17 protein-coding genes are annotated in these 17992 nt (G+C 47.5%); 7 read left to right on the plus strand and 10 right to left on the minus strand.

Annotation, left to right across the window (positions count from 1 at the left end; genetic code table 11):
• On the minus strand, positions 1-522 hold a 522-nt coding region (locus tag RMO79_RS13055; protein ID WP_310483598.1), incomplete at its 3' end, for an ATP-dependent helicase.
• A 175-nt stretch (positions 523-697) separates the two neighbouring features.
• Positions 698-1321, minus strand: a complete 624-nt coding sequence (locus RMO79_RS13060; RefSeq protein ID WP_310483599.1) for a DUF938 domain-containing protein — start codon at positions 1319-1321, stop codon at positions 698-700.
• Positions 1322-1546: 225 nt separating this feature from the next.
• On the opposite strand from RMO79_RS13060, the gene sir reads away from it, so the two are divergent.
• The gene (gene sir / locus RMO79_RS13065) at positions 1547-3292 is read left to right on the plus strand and encodes a sulfite reductase, ferredoxin dependent (protein ID WP_310483600.1); all 1746 of its coding nucleotides are present in this window, start codon (positions 1547-1549) and stop codon (positions 3290-3292) included.
• A gap of 180 nt (positions 3293-3472) precedes the next feature.
• Here sir and RMO79_RS13070 read toward each other — a convergent pair whose 3' ends face one another.
• The 4 genes from RMO79_RS13070 to RMO79_RS13085 form a co-directional block, all read right to left on the minus strand.
• On the minus strand, positions 3473-4000 hold the full coding sequence (locus RMO79_RS13070; RefSeq protein ID WP_310483601.1) for a Ycf51 family protein: 528 nt from the start codon (positions 3998-4000) through the stop codon (positions 3473-3475).
• Positions 4001-4223: 223 nt separating this feature from the next.
• On the minus strand, positions 4224-4700 hold the full coding sequence (gene sufU / locus RMO79_RS13075) for a Fe-S cluster assembly sulfur transfer protein SufU (RefSeq protein ID WP_310483602.1): 477 nt from the start codon (positions 4698-4700) through the stop codon (positions 4224-4226).
• Between the two features lie 311 nt (positions 4701-5011).
• Positions 5012-6904 (minus strand): SLBB domain-containing protein, encoded by a 1893-nt coding sequence (locus RMO79_RS13080; protein ID WP_310483603.1) that lies wholly within the window; start codon positions 6902-6904, stop codon positions 5012-5014.
• 172 nt (positions 6905-7076) lie between these two features.
• Positions 7077-7202: a hypothetical protein gene (locus tag RMO79_RS13085; RefSeq protein WP_310483604.1), complete on the minus strand. Its 126-nt coding sequence runs from the start codon at positions 7200-7202 to the stop codon at positions 7077-7079.
• Positions 7203-7322: 120 nt separating this feature from the next.
• On the opposite strand from RMO79_RS13085, the gene mnmA reads away from it, so the two are divergent.
• Positions 7323-8390, plus strand: a complete 1068-nt coding sequence (gene mnmA, locus RMO79_RS13090; RefSeq protein WP_310483605.1) for a tRNA 2-thiouridine(34) synthase MnmA — start codon at positions 7323-7325, stop codon at positions 8388-8390.
• Positions 8391-8574: 184 nt separating this feature from the next.
• Here the strand turns inward: mnmA and RMO79_RS13095 are convergent, their stop codons facing one another.
• On the minus strand, positions 8575-10527 hold the full coding sequence (locus RMO79_RS13095) for a protein phosphatase 2C domain-containing protein (RefSeq protein WP_310483606.1): 1953 nt from the start codon (positions 10525-10527) through the stop codon (positions 8575-8577).
• A 288-nt stretch (positions 10528-10815) separates the two neighbouring features.
• Between RMO79_RS13095 and RMO79_RS13100 the strand changes: the two genes are divergently transcribed.
• Both RMO79_RS13100 and RMO79_RS13105 read left to right on the plus strand, forming a co-directional pair.
• Positions 10816-11718 (plus strand): LD-carboxypeptidase, encoded by a 903-nt coding sequence (locus RMO79_RS13100; protein WP_310483607.1) that lies wholly within the window; start codon positions 10816-10818, stop codon positions 11716-11718.
• Positions 11719-11845: 127 nt separating this feature from the next.
• Positions 11846-12154, plus strand: a complete 309-nt coding sequence (locus RMO79_RS13105; protein WP_310483608.1) for a DUF3067 family protein — start codon at positions 11846-11848, stop codon at positions 12152-12154.
• 25 nt (positions 12155-12179) lie between these two features.
• On the opposite strand, the gene RMO79_RS13110 is transcribed toward RMO79_RS13105, so the two are convergent.
• Positions 12180-14375, minus strand: a complete 2196-nt coding sequence (locus tag RMO79_RS13110; RefSeq protein ID WP_310483609.1) for a phosphoketolase — start codon at positions 14373-14375, stop codon at positions 12180-12182.
• Positions 14376-14478: 103 nt separating this feature from the next.
• Complete coding sequence (locus RMO79_RS13115) at positions 14479-15723, minus strand: WG repeat-containing protein (RefSeq protein WP_310483610.1); 1245 nt, start codon at positions 15721-15723, stop codon at positions 14479-14481.
• A gap of 187 nt (positions 15724-15910) precedes the next feature.
• Here RMO79_RS13115 and RMO79_RS13120 point away from each other — a divergent pair, with 187 nt between their 5' ends.
• Together RMO79_RS13120 and RMO79_RS13125 are read left to right on the plus strand one after the other, a co-directional pair.
• Positions 15911-16108: a hypothetical protein gene (locus tag RMO79_RS13120; protein ID WP_310483611.1), complete on the plus strand. Its 198-nt coding sequence runs from the start codon at positions 15911-15913 to the stop codon at positions 16106-16108.
• Positions 16105-16416 (plus strand): hypothetical protein, encoded by a 312-nt coding sequence (locus tag RMO79_RS13125; protein WP_310483612.1) that lies wholly within the window; start codon positions 16105-16107, stop codon positions 16414-16416. Before RMO79_RS13120 ends, RMO79_RS13125 begins: the two co-directional genes overlap by 4 nt.
• 13 nt (positions 16417-16429) lie before the next feature.
• On the opposite strand, the gene RMO79_RS13130 is transcribed toward RMO79_RS13125, so the two are convergent.
• On the minus strand, positions 16430-17446 hold the full coding sequence (locus RMO79_RS13130) for a TOBE-like domain-containing protein (RefSeq protein ID WP_310483613.1): 1017 nt from the start codon (positions 17444-17446) through the stop codon (positions 16430-16432).
• A 262-nt stretch (positions 17447-17708) separates the two neighbouring features.
• Here RMO79_RS13130 and RMO79_RS13135 point away from each other — a divergent pair, with 262 nt between their 5' ends.
• The gene (locus RMO79_RS13135) at positions 17709-17846 is read left to right on the plus strand and encodes a hypothetical protein (RefSeq protein ID WP_295616451.1); all 138 of its coding nucleotides are present in this window, start codon (positions 17709-17711) and stop codon (positions 17844-17846) included.
• Positions 17847-17992: the final 146 nt, after the last annotated feature.

Below are 17992 nucleotides of genomic sequence, written 5' to 3' on the forward strand. Positions count from 1 at the left end.
GAATTTCTTATCGTCTAGATCTAACTGCTTGACAACAATTTGCTTGACCAAACCTTGACAATCGGCATCATCAAAAATTGAAAAACTTTTATTCCAAGTCCGTCCCTTATCGTCTTGATATTTTTCGATATCGAATCGCAACACCTTACTAAATAAGCCGTGAAAGGTGCCAACCCAGAGATCTTTAATAATTGTCTTGTAAATATGCGATCGCAGTTGCGTTTGTTGATACTCATCTAAAGCACCCCACGGCTTACCAAATTTAAATTCGGATTGTTGCTGGGCGAATAATAGTTCGATTCGCGATCGCATTTCTTTAGCAGCTTTATTAGTAAAGGTAACTGCTAAAATATGAGCGGGATCGACGCGATGGGTGCGGATGAGGTTGGCAATTCGATAGGTGAGGGCGCGAGTTTTGCCACTACCCGCACCTGCGACTACTAATAAGGCTCCACAATAATGCTCGACGGAACGCCGTTGGGAAGGATTGAGATGAGCGAGAAAGTCAGTATTAGCAGTCATTAGCTATTGGGGGATTTATGGAGGTGCTGCGGAGATCTACCCACCCCGAATCAGCCTTGCGGCTGATTCGCCCCTCCGAGGAGGGGATTTTATACCCAAGGGGGCTAGGGGTAAATCCCCTCCTCGGAGGGGTGCCCGTAGGGCGGGGTGGGTAGATCTCCGCCTAAGTCAAATATTATTCAACCACTTTGAAGACAACGGAAAGATTATTAGCGGGCATCGGGTAAACTTGTTGAAGTTCTAGGTGATTGCTGTGAGCGACAGTGACGATTTCTTCTAAATCTCGAACGCCCCATGCTGGATTTTGACTTCTCAAACTTTCATCGAAAGCAGCATTACTATGGGCTGTATGGACTCCACCTTGCTTGAAAGGGCCATATAAGTACAAGATACCACCTATAGGCAGAACGTGTTTTGCGCCAGCAAATAAACCCAAGTAAGCCGATTTTGGAGCGATATGAATCATGTTAATATTCACGATCGCGGTAATTGGCTCTTTTGATTCTACCAACCATTCAGGACTACTGGCATCGAGATCGATCGGGGGACACATATTATAGCACGGTGCGAACTGTTGCCAAGCAGCGATACTCGCTCTAGCATCGGGATTGGGATCGGAGGGGAGCCAATAGCACGGTGCGAGTTGGGGAGCCATAAATATTCCATGTTCGCCCGTACCGCTAGAGATTTCGAGAATCGTGCCCGTCGGCGGTAATACTTGCTGTAAAATTGCCAGAATTGGTTCGCGATTGCGTTCGGTGGCTGGCGCATACCGCCTGAAATCCAGAGAGTCATCCATTAAGTACCGATCGATTGCGACTTTTATAGCTTAGTATAAGCCGCCTCAATCATGTCGATCTGCTTTACACTCATAGCAAGTACAAATCGGGAACCTCGACATTTATTTTAGACTTCCTACCAAAACGGCGAATCGTAGGAGCGTTAAAATAAATAGACAATAGATCTAAGTTACTTAGGATTGCTATAGACTAGATCTCCGCCTGCCAGTATCCTTAAACTCAGTATGGTTACCACTTCCACGCCCAAGAAGCTCGCTAAAGTAGAACATTTAAAGACAGATAGTAACTATCTGCGGGAACCTGTTGCCAGCGAGTTACTACTCGATACAAATTATTTCACCGAAGATGCAATTCAGATCCTCAAATTTCACGGATCTTATCAACAGGATAATCGGGATAATCGCGTTAAAGGTGCCGAAAAAGATTACCAAATGATGCTGCGGACGCGCAATCCGGGCGGCTTTATCCCACCTCAATTGTACTTGGCACTCGATCGATTGGCGAGCGACTATGGGAACGAAACCATCCGTGCGACTACCCGCCAGGGTTTTCAGATGCATGGCATTCTCAAGAAAAATCTCAAGCCAGCCATCGATGCCATCGTCCATAATTTGGGTTCCACCCTGGGTGCTTGTGGCGATTTGAACCGCAACGTCATGGCACCTCCAGCCCCCTTCAAGAATAAGCCAGAATATAGATATGCGCTGACTTATGCCGATCGCATTGCGGATTTACTCACACCCCATACAGGTGCCTATTATGATATCTGGCTAGATGGCGAAAAAGTCATCACTGGCGAGCCTGTTGCTGAAGTTAAAGTAGCACTAAAAGCAGATGTCGATCGCGCGCTGTTTGCGGAAGGCGAAGAACCAATTTATGGGACTCAATATCTGCCCCGCAAATTTAAAATTGCCATTACTGTACCTGGCGATAACTCGATCGATATTTTCTCTCAAGATTTAGGATTGGTCGTAATTACTAATGCTAAAGGCCAATTATTAGGCTTTAATGTCTATGCTGGCGGCGGTTTAGGGCGCACCCATAATAAAGAAGAAACATTCGCCCGAATTGCCGATCCGATCGGCTATGTAACTAAAGCAAATATCTACGATCTAGTTAAAGCGATCGTCTCTACCCAACGCGATTATGGCGATCGTACCAATCGCCGTCACGCGCGGATGAAGTACCTAATTCACGATTGGGGTGTGGCTAAATTCAAAGCTAAAGTTGAAGAATATTATGGCAAAAAAATTCAACCCCTCAAGCAACTTCCCGCCTTTAAATATATCGACTTTTTAGGTTGGCACGAACAAGGCGACGGTAAGGTATTTCTAGGCATCTCAGTCGTTAATGGACGGATTAAAGATGACGGCGATTTTAAACTCCGCACCGCATTGAAAGAAATCGTGCAGACGTATCAAATCCCGATGCGCGTGACTCCCCATCAAAACGTGTTGATCTACGACATCGAGCCAGCCGATCGAGCTGCGATCGACAAAATCTTAACCGATAATGGAGTCGAACCAGATCCCACCAAAATCGATACCCTCGTCCGCTACTCAATGGCGTGCCCAGCACTGCCTACCTGCGGTTTAGCGGTCACCGAATCCGAGCGGGTGGCTCCTAGCGTCAACGAGCGTTTCCGTGTCCTCCTGGACAAATTAGGCTTACCTGAAGAGCAATTTGTCATCCGCATGACTGGCTGCCCCAACGGTTGCGCGCGTCCCTACATGGCAGAAGTCGGCTTTGTCGGTAGTTTCCCTGAAAGTTATCAAGTGTGGTTGGCTGGCTGTCCCGCACAGACTCGTCTGGCGCAGGTTTATACAGACAGAATGCACATCAACGATCTGGAGGCTTTCTTCACGCCAATGTTTGAATATTTCAAGCGCGATCGTAAGCCAGGTGAAGGGTTTGGTGATTTTTGTTATCGCGTTGGTTTAGCATCTATTCGCGAAGCTTGTAAGCATTAGAAAAAGCAAGTAGGTTAGGTTGAGAGATAGTAACCTAACCTACTTACTTTTTTTGAATCATAGATATAGTTGGCTTTACACAATCACATATTCGTCCAACAGTGAATGGATTCAATTAGATCGATTAACAACGCTCGATCCAATTAAATGCCACTGATTAACTTTTTCAGTAAGCCCTATTTAGGCTTTCAAGGAATTAGTTCGAGCTACTTTCAGCAAATTGTCGCGATCGATCTTGACCTCTAATTGGCTATCTTCGCCGCCGCCAAGAGAACGGGTTACTTCACCTAATACCAATGGTTCGGAAATACCAGGGCGCGGATGGATGACAGTTCTGGCGCGGACTTTGAGTTGTTTGTCGATCGATCCCGATCGACCGTAAGAGTATAAATCGGCGGCTGCTTGACGTAAAGTGGCATCTAATCCTGTTTCGCTAATTGGCATCCGGACGGCAATCGTCGCGCGATCGCTACCGTTATCATAAATCAAGGAGTAATGCAGCGCACCAGGGACATTAGTATGGACGATCGGGACTAGGCTCAATGCAAATAATCCCGCCGTCAGCACTCCCATAAATCCGGTCGCACCGACGAGGCGAAATTTAAAACCCCATTTAAGGACTAAAGCCAAGATCGTCAACACGGCAAAAGCTAGCGTCAAAATTCCCGACCATTGAAAGTATTTAAAGAAATCGGCTGTTGAAATCATTTAATTAGGGGATAGGGGATAGGGGATAGGGGATAGGGGGTAGGGGATAGGGGATAGGAGATAGAATATTTGATGTTCGAGATAGTTGAAAACTATCTCGAACAGGTGATTCTCTTGGGCAAAGAAGCTACGTTTGAAAGGGAAGTTTATCTCTCCCAGCTTCGCACCCCAATGATGTACTTTTCGCTATCCCCTATCCCCTATTCCCTATTCCCTAAATTAACTATTCTGCTTCGTTGGTAACAAAATCGGCGAGTTTGGCGGAGCCTGTCATTAAAAGAGCGGCTTTAAGAGTATGCCAGCCGAGGTTGGCGCATTTAATTCGCACGGGAAATTGCGCGACTCCTTTCATCACATTAAGCTTGCGTTGCTCTTTCGGAAATTCAGTTTCCCCTTTCATCATGCTTTGAAAAATACTGACTAATTCTAGAGCTTCATCGATCGTTTTACCAGCCACAGCTCCCGCCATTAAATCTACCGAAGCCAGGGCAATCGCGCATCCTTCACCTTCAAATTTGACATCGGTAACGCGCTCGCCACTGGCATCGAGTTCTAATGTTAGTTCGATCGTATCGCCACAAGATGGATTGTGCCCTTTTTGATACCGATCGATCGGATTAGTTTTACCTTTATGTTTGGGCTTTTTGTAGTGTTCGAGAATGACCTGTTGGTACAGATCTCGCAAATTGGTCGTATTCATGGCAAGTTCAACAGATCGATACTCAGATCTTTATTATCCCCGATCGCTACTTTAGTAGCTAGTTGCAGTTTGGATCGATCGGGGTAAATATCGCCAGCACCAACCACTTGTGAAGATACTCCCTTCCCAGTGACAAATTAGACATCTAGGGTAAGGGTGAATGGTGGATGGTGAATAGTGAATAGTGAATCACAAATGTCTATTTCTTGAGTGGGAAGGGAGTATGTCCAAAATAGAGAAATAGAAAAAGGGTAAAGGAGAGTAGGTTTTACCCTTTACCCTTTACCCTTTAAACCTTGCAACTAAGGATCTTAGAATCTGAAGATATTTAACAGACCGTTAAATGGCGTGAGAATCGTGCTGAAGCCGTCGCCAATCCGCGTCAGGTTATTCCGACCGATCACGATCGTATCGTTGTTTTGGAGGCGAGGATTGCTCTCTGCATCGATACCTCTGGCAAAGTTGAGTTTGATTAATCGCTTGGTGACGGTACCATTCGGATTGAGTCGGATAAAGTCCACCTCATTTTTGTTAGCCCGAACGTTATTAAAGCCACCAGCCAGTAAAATTGCCTGATTGAGCGTAGTATTAGACGGTACTTCGCGGTTACCGCCACCAGCACCACCAGCAGCCTCACCGATGACATTAATTCTGATCGTTGCGGGTGAGAATGTCGAAGATGCGACTAAATCTACATCCTGAGCAGTGGGATTTTGAGCGATTGGGATAAAAATTCGATCGCCTTCTTGCAGAATGATATCCTGACTGGTATCGCCTTGTTGAATCAGTTTAAACAAGTTGAGCGCGATTTTTTGTTCGCCAGAACGAGTCGTCCGAATCAATTGGATTTGACGAATATCGGCGGTGGGTTTGATGCCAGCAGCGGCTTGAATGGCATTGGTTACAGTTGGTAGTGCTACCGTCCCAGTCAACTGAGTACTATTATTAGTGGTATTACCAGCACCTTGTACTGTGTAAGTCCCTGGACGATTTACTTCACCGACGACCACTACTTTTGGCGGACTGATTGCTTGAGGGCCGAGGTTGGAAGCAGCAACTAGACTACTGTTAGCAGTATTAATTTCATTGGCTGTCGGTAATAGAATCGTATCGCCATCTTGGAGAATGATATCTTGACCGAAATCGCCAGCTTTAAGCAAGTTGAGTAAGTTAATCGGTAATACTTGACCGACACCCGTCCGGGTATTCCGGCGCACGCGGATGCGCGTGAGATCTGCCGAAGCGGTACTACCACCAGCTATTTTAATAGCTTCAGTGAGTGTGGGTGGCGTGACGCGTCCGGCGGTACCAGCAGTGTCGCCCTTGAGGGTATATGTACCTGGTTTGCCCACTTCGCCTAAGATGGCAACTTTGACGGTAGCATCTTGGTTGGCAAGGTTAGAACCTGCTAGGCGCAATCGATCGGCAGCATTTACGCCTTCAGCCCGCGCGATGTAAATAGTATCGCCATCGCGGAGGGTGATGTCTTGAGAAGTATTACCCCGTTGGAGTACATCAAAAATATTAACGATCGCGACTCTACCAGTAGCAGCGCGCCGCACTTGTACTTGACGTAAGTTAGCGGTTTGAGTGGTACCGCCTGCTAGTTGAATGGCTTGGCTGACAGTCGGGAATTTGCGGTTGTCGCCTGAAAATGGCACGGTATAAGAACCGGATCTGGTTACTTCGCCAGCAATGGCAAATTGGACGGGACGAGGAGCCAGAACGCTAATCGTGACGATCGGACGTTTGACGTAGCGAGAGAAGTAAGATGTCAGCAAAGCAGATGCTTTTTGAACCGTCAATCCTTGCACTGGAATCGCACCAACTACAGGCAGATTGATCGCACCATCGCCAAGGACAAAAAACTCGCCACTATATTCAGGAACGTTAAAAATGTCGATCCGCAATCTGTCACCAGCACCGAGGGTGTAAGAATCGGCAAAATTATTATTATTAGAAAAAGCGGCTGGTGCGGCTTTCGGCTTGGCAGGAGCTTTCGCGGGAGCTTTAGTTTTAGCTGCTTTACTCGGAGCTGCGATGCTAATTTTAGTCGTCAGATCCTTTTTTGCTGGCGCAGTTGACTTATTTGCAGTTGCGGGAGTTGCCATACCTACTGACTGGAGATTGACGATCGCGAGTACTGGCACTAATCCAACGATGAGACCTTTGTAGATATAAGTTTGTAAACTAGCGGTTTTCATAAAAAATTTATATATTTTAGTGGCGATCGGTTCGATAGTCTAACAATCTAGTTTAAGGCTTAGAGGTGGTTCTTATCCTCAGTGTTTTATCGTACCTTCTGGCGATCGTCGCGCTAAGACAATTCAGTGGCTGAGATTGTTGGAAACAAATGCCAACGGGTTGAACTAGGAACTAACCATCTCGATTGATGCAAGATCGAGCTGAGTTGCGACCCTTGGCAATCCGTTCTGGCTTTGACGACGTGCGGCGATAATTTGATGTTCCCCAGTTAGTGCGGACGATCGACCGGATCTTCATTCATTATTCCCCCGCAGCCGATCGAAATTAGCAACAAGCGATCGGCTGCGTCAAAGACGATCGAGAAGTGTTAACTTAGGAAATAGGCAAACTATAAGTAAAAGTGCGATGTTGCCAGCTATGAAAAAAGTTGTAGTAGGACTCTCTGGAGGGGTTGATAGTTCGGTTGCCGCTGCGATTTTGTGCCAGCAAGGTTATGATGTCATCGGTCTGACGCTGTGGTTGATGCGAGGTAAAGGTCAATGTTGCTCCGAAGGCATGGTCGATGCGGCTAAAATTTGCGAACAGTTGGGAATTACGCATCAGATTGTCGATAGTCGCGATACTTTCGAGCAGTATATTATCGATTATTTAGTAGCGGGATATGAAGCTGGCATCACGCCATTGCCCTGTTCTCAGTGCAATAAGGCGGTCAAATTTGGGCCGATGGTAGCCTATGCCAAAGCTGAGTTAGGAGCCGATTATATCGCCACCGGACACTATGCCCGGATTACTTACGACGATAATTTACAACGATATCAATTACGACGGGCGATCGACAGATCTAAGGATCAAACTTATTTTCTCTACGATCTCGAACAACACATTTTAGCTGCAACTATGTTTCCGCTAGGAGATACGCTCAAAACCCAAACACGGGAGATCGCAGCGGGTTTGAATCTTTCTACCGCTGATAAACCTGAAAGTCAAGATTTGTGCTTAGTTGAAAAACACGGCTCGATGAAGACGTTCTTAGATAAATATATCAGCGAACGTCCTGGTGAAATTGTCAATACGCAAGGCACGGTATTAGGACAACATGCGGGCATTCATCATTACACGATCGGCCAACGGCGCGGGATTGGCATTGCCGCCCCCGAACCTTTATATGTCGTTGCCCTCGACGCACTCAAAAATCGAGTTGTCGTCGGATCGCGCGAGGAAACTCATGGGAGCGAATGTACTGTCGATCGGGTAAACTGGGTATCGATCTCTCAACCAACTACGCCGATTCGGGCGGAAGTTCAGGTGCGCTATCGATCTGAAGCCGTACTTGTCAGCGTGATTCCGCTAACAGGGGATAAAGTTAAACTAGTATTTGACGAACCCCAATTTGGCATTACCCCCGGTCAAGCTGCCGTCTGGTACGACGGCGATATCGTCCTCGGAGGTGGTATTATCGACCCGATCGCTGTTGAGAGTTTTTGAGTGCGGGAGTGCGGGGGGTGTGGTTGTGCTTACGGCAGGCTATCGCCAACGGCTCCGCTCAACCACCCTACAGTGTGTACACAAGTCGGCTGGACTTCGTTTGAGGTGGGGTAAAGGATGACGCATAAATCCTCCCTATCCTCCCACCCCGCCCCATCTACGATCGAGTAACTAGCAAATTAGGTTAATTAGGTGGCGGCGCACCAGGAGGCAGCGGAGCGGGACGATCGCGATCTGGTGGTGTCGCGCCAGGAATTGCAGTAGGGTTGGAACTATCTGCTGGCGGCGCGCTCGAATTTTCTTGCGACAAGAACCAGGCACCAGCACCGATGGCCATCAACAAGATCGCACCGATGGCTAGCAGGATGGGCTGTGTGTTATTAGCGGTCGGCGTAGCTACCGATCGATCGACCGGACTGCTCTGCTGGCGAGCACCCCCGTTAGCATTGCTTTCGGGACTACTGAGCAGTAGGGTATCGGTATGGACGTAAGTACTCACATCGGCAGGAAAATCTTGGAGCGTGGTATTTTGTCCGGCTTCAACTGGCTGTTTGACTTGACAATGTACCAGGGCGACAGTGGCGTTATCGTGTCCGTTGTGAGTATTTGCCATGTTGATCGTCCGCTGACAAGCAGTAGCCAGATCGACTTTTCCCTCTAATACGGGTAAAATTTCAGTCTGCCAGTATTGTTCGACCCGATCGCGATCGCTCACACCGTCGGAACATAGTAAAAAGATACACTCTTCATCGACGATCGTGCGGCGGATATTGGGATGGAGCGAACTCGAAGAATTCATCCCCAGAGCTTGATAGAGCGAACCCGAAGAACTCATCCCCAAGGCTTCTCGGTATAATACCCCACTGAGCCGAACTTCTCTAGTTGCCAAATCGTCATCTAAGGTCATTTGATGGCAACCAGTCCGCGTAATTCGATACAGCCGAGAGTCGCCGATATGGGCGAAATAAGCCTCATGACCGTAGATCAGGCTCATTACCATAGTCGTTCCCATTCGCTCGCGTTCCTGACGATTCTCGCTGTCATTGAGATGACTGATGCGATCGTTAGCAATACAAGTAGAATTTTCGATTTGGATGCTAATACTATCGGGATAGCGATTTTCGGGCTTATCGAGGACGGTTTCGATCCGACGGTGAATGGTTTCGATCGCCAAATTAGACGCAACCTCGCCACCTTGATGACCGCCGACACCATCGCAGACGATCGCCAGACTCAGATCGTAGCCTGTATTTTGATATAGTCCATCGCCACTGGGCGGATAACAGGCATCCTCATTCTGTTCCCGCGTCGGCCCGGTATGGGTAAGGGTAATGTAGTTACAATTGAGAAACTGTTTTTGCCCAACCGTTCTGAGGGCTTCATCGATCGACGCAATCAGTTGGGTAGCCGTGGTAAATTCTTCTTTAACTAGCCGATCGCAAATTTTTTCTAAAGTTTGGGCGATGCCGATCCGCGCCTGCTTTTGCCACATCTTCCAGATTTTGCCCAGTTCGGCTAACTTGGGTGGCGATTCGCCATTAGGCATCAATTCGATCGCGCGTAGCAAGCCACCTTCGACTCGTAATACTTCTGGATGTAGCAACGTCCGGCTCACGCCTTCAACTTCCATTGAGTCCCACAGATTGGCGATTTGCCACAGCCAATTGAGCTGGCGCATCGATCCGGCGGTTTTCCAACTCTCGCTCAGTTCTGGCATCACCTTACCCGCCAGTGCGGCTCCCAAACCCTCGCTATAGATCGGGGCTTTTTCGAGCAACCAGATCGTACTAGTCCGTCGCCCAGAGCGATTGTAAGCCACAGAACCGTACACCTGGGGTACGTGTGGACGGTGCCCGATCAGTCGCAGGTAGGGCACGATCCATTCAGGCACTTTTTCCACAACTTCCGGTTGCCAGCCCGGTTTTGTATCTAGCAATACTCGATTGTTCACAGCGACATAGCGATTATTCGCTAACGTCTGTCCGGCTTTGAGGCTAGAGGCATCTTCACCTACCGCCCATAAATAAACTTTAGGGATAGCCGTTCGACAGTGTGCGCAAAAATTATGACTCGCCGGATTGGGAGCCTGACATTCAGGATTTTGGCAGACTATTTTTACCGCTAGTTGGTTGGTCATGGGGTTCGGGTGGCTCCAGTCTGCCGATAGTTTACGCTATCATGGCAACTCAGGTGTATTGATGGGGGTAATAATGAGGAAACGATGCTTCACAAGATAGACTACTCGTACTAAGTGAAGTCATAGCGTAGTGTCTCGGTGAGGAGAAGTAAGCCAAGGATTAATCTTGAATCTTAGATCTAGCGATCTGGCAAGATGTGAGTGAGTAGTTAATCCAAATTCTAACCTGCGATCGCTTACTAATCTTTAGCTCTAGTAAAAATCAATTCGCATATCTTATAAATACCCATGATTGCACCTTGTCAAACACCTTTACCCCTCAAAAGTGGAGATTTGTTACGGGTAATTGCTCCAAGTGGCAAATTGCGAGGTCGCACGGCATTAGATCGGGGGATTGAAATTTGGCGAGAGCGCGGGTTTAGGGTCGAAGTAGCACCAGAAATCGAGGCGAGTTGGGGTTATCTAGCCGGGACGGATGAGACTCGCCGCAGTCAATTAGCGGCGGCTTGGACAGATCCGGAGTGTCGGGGGATTTTGTGCGTGCGGGGCGGTTATGGCGGGATGCGGTTATTGGAAAATTGGCAGTGGGAGCCGACAATCGCACCCAAGTGGTTGATTGGGTTTTCCGATATTACTGCTTTATTATGGAGTCTGGCACAGCAAGGAATCGCGGGGATTCATGGGCCATTACTTACTACTTTATCAGATGAACCCGATTGGTCGCGCGATCGGTTATTCGATTTGGTGGCGGGGAAACCGATCCCGCCACTGCATGGCGATAGTTGGGCGGGCAAGATCGCTCGGGGTAAATTACTGCCCTGCAACCTCACCGTAGCTACCCATCTACTCGGCACCAAACACCAGCCAGATTTAACTGGAACGATTTTGGCGATCGAAGATGTCACTGAAGCTCCTTACCGGATCGATCGGTTACTCACCCATTGGCGGCTGACTGGCGCGCTGTCACAGGTTGCTGGAATTGCGATTGGCAGGTTTAGTCAATGCGAACCCCCTGAAGGAAGTTCTAGCTTTACAGTAGAAGAGGTCCTACGCGATCGCCTCACCGATCTTCAGATCCCGATTGTCGCCAATCTACCCTTCGGACACGACGGCTACAATGCCGCACTACCAGTCGGTGTAGATGCAATTCTCGATGGCAATACAGGCAAATTAACCCAAGTTGCTAGTTAGAAAAGGGGATAGGGATGAGAAGGATGCAAGCTTCTTTAAATCCAAAATCCAAAATCCACTAACAAATCGGGTTAAATTAAGTATTACCTTCGATTAATCGATCGCTATCCACTATCCACCTAATATTGTGACTGGACAAGAACTTAGAGAGACTATCGTTACTAAATGGGGTTATTCCTATGACGTTCAGATGCGGAAGGCTCCGAATAAAATCTATCTCCAAGTGATGTGGAAATATCAAGAACAAGCATCTTTTCCGCTCTCAGAAGCCGAATATCTTGCTCATTTAGATACCGTTGGCTCTTATTTGGCGGCGATGGGTAGTGTCGCCCAAGTCCAGAAATTTATCGCAGCAACTACTGAAAAGCCCCGATTGGGCAAGGCTGTGAGTATTTTGCTCGATCTAGGCGATCGGGCATCGGAATGGATGTTGTAATCTGCATAAGTGTAATGTACAGAATCTATTTAACTAACTCTAACCCCCGCTTAGATAAAGCTTCAGCAGTTATTCCATTAAATGCCATCAACTGACCCGCAGTAGCGGTAGTTTCGCCGCGCTTCCAAGCGAAAGTATCGCGGGGCGAGGTCGATCGCAACATCACGGGTTCTAACATCGCAGGTGCGCCACCTGTAACGCCGATTAAGGCACTGCCGCCGAAGATTTCAGCGAATTTAGAGTCGGACAAGAAACCACCGTCTGGTTCGCTACAGGTATCCCAGGCGACATCGCTAGGGCGGTAGAGGCGACGCGGATTGATAATCGAGACAATTTTCGAGCCGATCCCCTCGGTTTTTAAAAACGCAGCGGCTTCAAACGCTGGTGCTAGCGTCATGTCACCGATGACTGCAAAGACTACTTGCTTGTCTCCATGGGTATCTTGCAAGACTACCGCGCCATCTTCCAAACCTTGGCGAGTTTGGGCGAAGGTGGTGCGGATGGGTAAGGGTGATTTACTGGCGGTGATGACTACGCCTTTATTTTGGGTGGTTAATGCCCAGTCGTAGCAGACTTGGATACTATTGGCATCGGGTGGAAAAACGGGGAAGACGTTGCCATTCCGCATCATTGAGGCGAAGTAGGCTTCGATTTCGGGGCGTTGGTGCGTCCAGCCGTTGCGTCCTTGTTCTAGTGCGCCTGCGGTGTAGAGGGTGATAGTAGAAGGGGTGGGGCGGCGGAGTTCTGCCATTGCTTGGGTGACGGTTTGCCAGATGGGTAAACCGTTGATGGCGAAGGATTCGTAGGAGCACCAGAGAGTGCGGGCACCCATGAGGGCAAGTCCGGCGGCTAATCCCGCGCAAGCATCTTCACTGAGGGGTTCGTATACTTGTCCGTCGGGTGCTTGGAAGTATAATTCGTCGGTGGTGGGGTGGATGATTTTCAGGGCTTGGTTGATATTGGCAATCCCTGAAGCTTCGTTCCCATCGGCATTGGTAACGATAAAGTTTTTGTCTGTTTGCCCGACGTAACCGACTAATCGCCCCATTGCGGTGGTGGATACTTTGGCTTCGCCTGCTGCGTATTCTTCGAGGGGGAGGGTGCCAAGGCTGGGTACTGGGAAAACTGATTCGGTGGTGGCTACTTTAGATGATGAGCCGCCGCCAGCGCGTTCGCAGTTCGTCCGCACTAGTTCCCATGCTTGAGGATGGAGGGCGCGATTTTTTAAGCCAGTAATAATATCGGCGTGATCGAGGGTATGGTGAGCGTAGAGGTTATGGGATTTGGAACCTGTGGCGTGAACGCCCGCGCCTTTAAGTTGTTTGATGATGAAGACGGTTAATTTACCATTCAGGGCAGATTCGGCGGCTCGATCGACACCAGCCAGCACCGCATGAGTAAATGCTAACCGTTTTTCAGGTGAGAATAACGTGCTATCGACATATTCACCTGTCTGATTCTTATCGTCGAAATCCTTGGCATTCACCATAATGACTTCTTCAAACCCATTACCTTGCCAATAACCGAGCATTTCCTGGTTAGTTTTGGTAGACACCATACTATGATGCTCTTGAGAATAACCATTCCACACCAACACGGGTAAGAAATTAGTGATATGGGGGAATGCCGTATGAAAATGCTGCATCGCACTGATAATATACGGTTCACCCAAACCACCATCACCGACAGTAAAGGGAAATAATTTATTTGGGTGCAATTTCGCCGCAGACATAGCGAAATGTTGTCCTTGACCGAGTGGCCCCGCCGGAGCGAGAATGCCGGGTATGAAGCCAGATAAGTGTCCAATCAGCCCATCTTTTTCGCGGAACTTGTCGCGCAATTGTTGAACCGTATCGATACCCATTGCTTCAAGAGATCGATCGAGAAACATCGCACTATAGAATCCCGGCGCATGGTGTCCGACTTCAGTCAGAATATTCTTATGTCCGAGCATCACCAATGAGGCATAGACTTCCGCTTGGCTGGCAAATCCACCGGGATGTCCCGATGCTTTACTAGCACAGACTTGCAGAGTGAGATAACGCAATGCATCCGCGTAGAGCAGAGTTTGAAAAGCGGCAGCGAGATCGTTCGGATCGGCGATACATGTTTGCCCATCAGCGATTGCGGGTGTTTGACCATAAGTATCGAAGCCTGGAAGTAATTCCCCAAAATACTGAATTCCCTCGGCGAATGCTGGAGTCTGAACAGCAGTAGTCATAAATATAGTCGCCTTAAAATAGTAGATATGCGATCGATGCTACCAGCTATTCTGGGTCAGTGGCACATTTTCAGGTCGATTAACGGAGAAACACTCGCCGGATCTAAAATTCAAAGACTAATTTTCCAGTGGTATCGATATAACCATAACCAAATCGATCGCAATCTTTTCCATCGCTCGATCCACAAGTTTTAGGTATCCTTACTACTGCCAAACCGCGCTCGAAATTAACATCTAAACCTGTGCCCGTTATCGCGACGAACGGACCGTCTTCAAAGTAACGGGGTCTGGAAGGTTGAAAATCATAAGTAAATTTAATGGGGATTTTTACTTGACCAGTTTTGTCGATGTAACCGAGCCGCTCGTTAATTACTACCCAAGCCAAGCCATTGCTAAATTTCCGAGCAACTCGATCGTACTTTAAGGGAATGACAACTTTCCCAGTACGATCGATATATCCACATTTGTCACGACACACTCTAGCTAAATCGCCATCGAAGTTATCCGCACTAGAGTAACTTTGAAGTGAAATAACTATCTTACCAGTTTTGTCGATATAACCATATCCCTCGTTAATTTCTACCCAAGCCAAGCCATTACTAAATTTCTCAGCAACTCGATCGTACTTTAAGGGAATGACAACTTTTCCCGTGCGATCGATATATCCACATTTGCTTGATTTACCCGCCGAACACACTCTAGCTAAACCACCATTGAAATCGCTACCGCGATAATCCGTTGGTAATGACATGGAAAAGATTGGTTCGCTGTAGCTGTATTGCGGCAAGATAACTACCTTACCTTGTTTGTCGATATAACCGACACGATCCCGTTTGTCTATTACCCACGCAAGTCCCTCAGAGAATCGATCGGCAGCATTACGAAATTGGGGTCGAACGATAACTTTTCCCGTTCGACGATTTTTATATCCATACAAATAATCGCTCCTTACTCTGGGTTTGGGTCCATATAGACCGAGCCTGTACATAAATTCATATCTCATATTTGCAGAGATGTCATCTTGCTCGAAGCTAATTAGTTCATCGCGATTCTCATTCTGAGAGGCTTCGCCAACGAGAGTTGCTGAATTGGAGTTTTCGTAAGGGGTATCTAATTTAGCTGGTATGACGATCTTGCCAGTGCGATCGATATAACCATATTTACCATTACGAGTAAATAAAAACAGTTTTGAGGTTGCTAAAGTTGATGGCGAACTGTCGGTCTTGACATTGGTATCTGCTGAAGTTGACGGCGAACTACCGACCTTGACTTCGGTATTTTGATTAGTACAGCTAGTCAATACTAAAGCTACCAATAATGAAGCACTTGCGATCGATATTATTTTCATGCAACCCCAGGCTTGCTTACAATAATTGCCCACTGAGCTACATACAACGCGATCGCTATTGATTCCGAAAAAGTTGCATTATCTAGATCTGATTTACACGATCTTTTTACCCAGCGATCGCATTTTGATAATGTGAAAGCCTAAATCCTTAACATCTATAGGATTTGGGATAGCGGTTCCCATTCTAGTGAAGACTATCGATCGTGAAAGTGACTGGTGGCTAGCTAATGTACTTCATTCGATCGAGTATCCAAGATATACATGCCGTCACAATAGATCGATCGCACCATCATCTTACCTATTCAAGTCGATCTCGATCGCAGTCAATCGCCAGATTAGCGAAATATCATTGGTTTTGGATGTATATTCTAATCCCGATCGATGATGACTAAATTTATCCTACCGATTATCTGCTTGACTGGAACCATCGCGATCGTTCCGACATTGCCTAGTTTGGCACAAACATCAAGATATACTACTGTCAAAAGTCCGACGATCGTTCGTCCGGTTACCAATCGATCTTCAGCTAACTTCAATTCAAAAGTTGGCTTTCAGTCTAGAACTGCATGTTTTCAAGTAGATGCTAATAGCAAGATCTATGTCAGAAATAATCGGGGTGGAATCCGTTATTATCCATCCAACAATCCAAGCAGCTATACACAAGCATCGATCGCCTATCCACGATGTAATTAATTTACTCCCATCTCTAAATTGAATAATCGATCGGGAAAGATTTGGCTTCTTTGGGCTTGACAAATACCTGCTGTTGGGGTTCTAATTGAAGCTCGGCAAAGCGTTCTTTAGTCAGATGTGCGACGATCGTCTGACCGTCAGCTAAGGCTAATTCGGCTTGAATTTCCGAGCCGAGATGGACTAGTCGATCGACCTTGGCGGCGACAGTTGTGGTATTTGCGGTGATTTCAATCGCGATATCTTGTGGGCGGAGAAACATTTTGGGTGTGGTGGCGGCAAAACCATTTTGTTGAAAGATATTTAGGCTGCTGGGTAAGATATTTACCGGGCCGAGAAAACTCATCACAAATGCATTTGCTGGACGGTCGTAAATCTCGGCAGGCGTGCCAATTTGTTCGATTTTTCCTTGATTCATAATGACAATTTTATCGGCGACTTCCATTGCATCCGATCGATCGTGGGTGACAAATACCGTCGTCACGCGCGTGAGATCGTGAAGTTGACGCAGCCACGCGCGTAAATCTTTTCGCACCTTGGCATCGAGCGCGCCGAAGGGTTCGTCGAGCAAGAGTACCTGCGGATCGATGGCTAAGGCTCTGGCTAGAGCTACCCGCTGGCGTTGTCCCCCAGAAATTTGTGAGGGATAACGATCGCCCAAACCTTCAAGTTGAATTAAATCCAGCAGTTCGGCGACTTTGGTGGCAATTTTGGCGGCAGATATAGATCGAATCTCCATGCCGAAAGCGATATTTTGCCGGACGGTGAGATGTTTGAATAAGGCGTAATGCTGGAACACAAAGCCGATATTTCGCTTGGCAACGCTCTGCTGGGTGGCATCTTGCCCCGCCAACCATAATCGCCCGCGATCGGGTGTTTCTAGCCCTGCAATCAGTCTGAGCAGTGTCGATTTACCAGAACCAGAGGGACCGAGTAATGCAATCAGGGAACCAGGCGCGATTTCTAAATTTACCCGATCGACAGCTTGGAAGCTCCCAAAGGATTTGGAGATGTTTTCTAATGCAATACCCACAATTTTTCTCGACCTACAGGTAATTGTTGGCATCGATTTAACGTATCTTAGCACCGCTCGATTGGTTGTCGATCGGGAATTTTGGGAGGACGGGGAGACGGGGAGACGGGGGGACTGGGAGATGGGGGGACTGGGAGCCAGCGGATTATTCCAAAATCTATCCACTATCTACTATCCACTATCCACTAAAACCTAATCAGTTGTCGATCGGGAATTTTTGCTATACTAGTAGAACAACACTAATTCTTATGTACTAATAATTATGTCAGATCTCGATCGCGGCATCATGAAATTTAAAGGAGCCGATACTCCAGTAGCGATCGCGATCTCTTCGACGATCGTCTTAGGTGGCATAGTTTTCTTAGTCATCTGGGCACTGCAACACGCTTACGCTGTCTAATTCTAAATCTACTCTATTGAGTTACTGCGTAGATCTTTACCCCACCCCAGCCCTCCCCATATAAAGGGGAGGGAGCCCGATAAGCCCCCCCTTATAAAGGGGGGTTGGGAGGGTAACACCAACTCAGCCGAAGTCTAGCCGACACG

Origin of the sequence: Chamaesiphon sp. VAR_48_metabat_403 (assembly GCF_031422475.1) — a bacterium.
GTDB lineage: Bacteria > Cyanobacteriota > Cyanobacteriia > Cyanobacteriales > Chamaesiphonaceae > Chamaesiphon.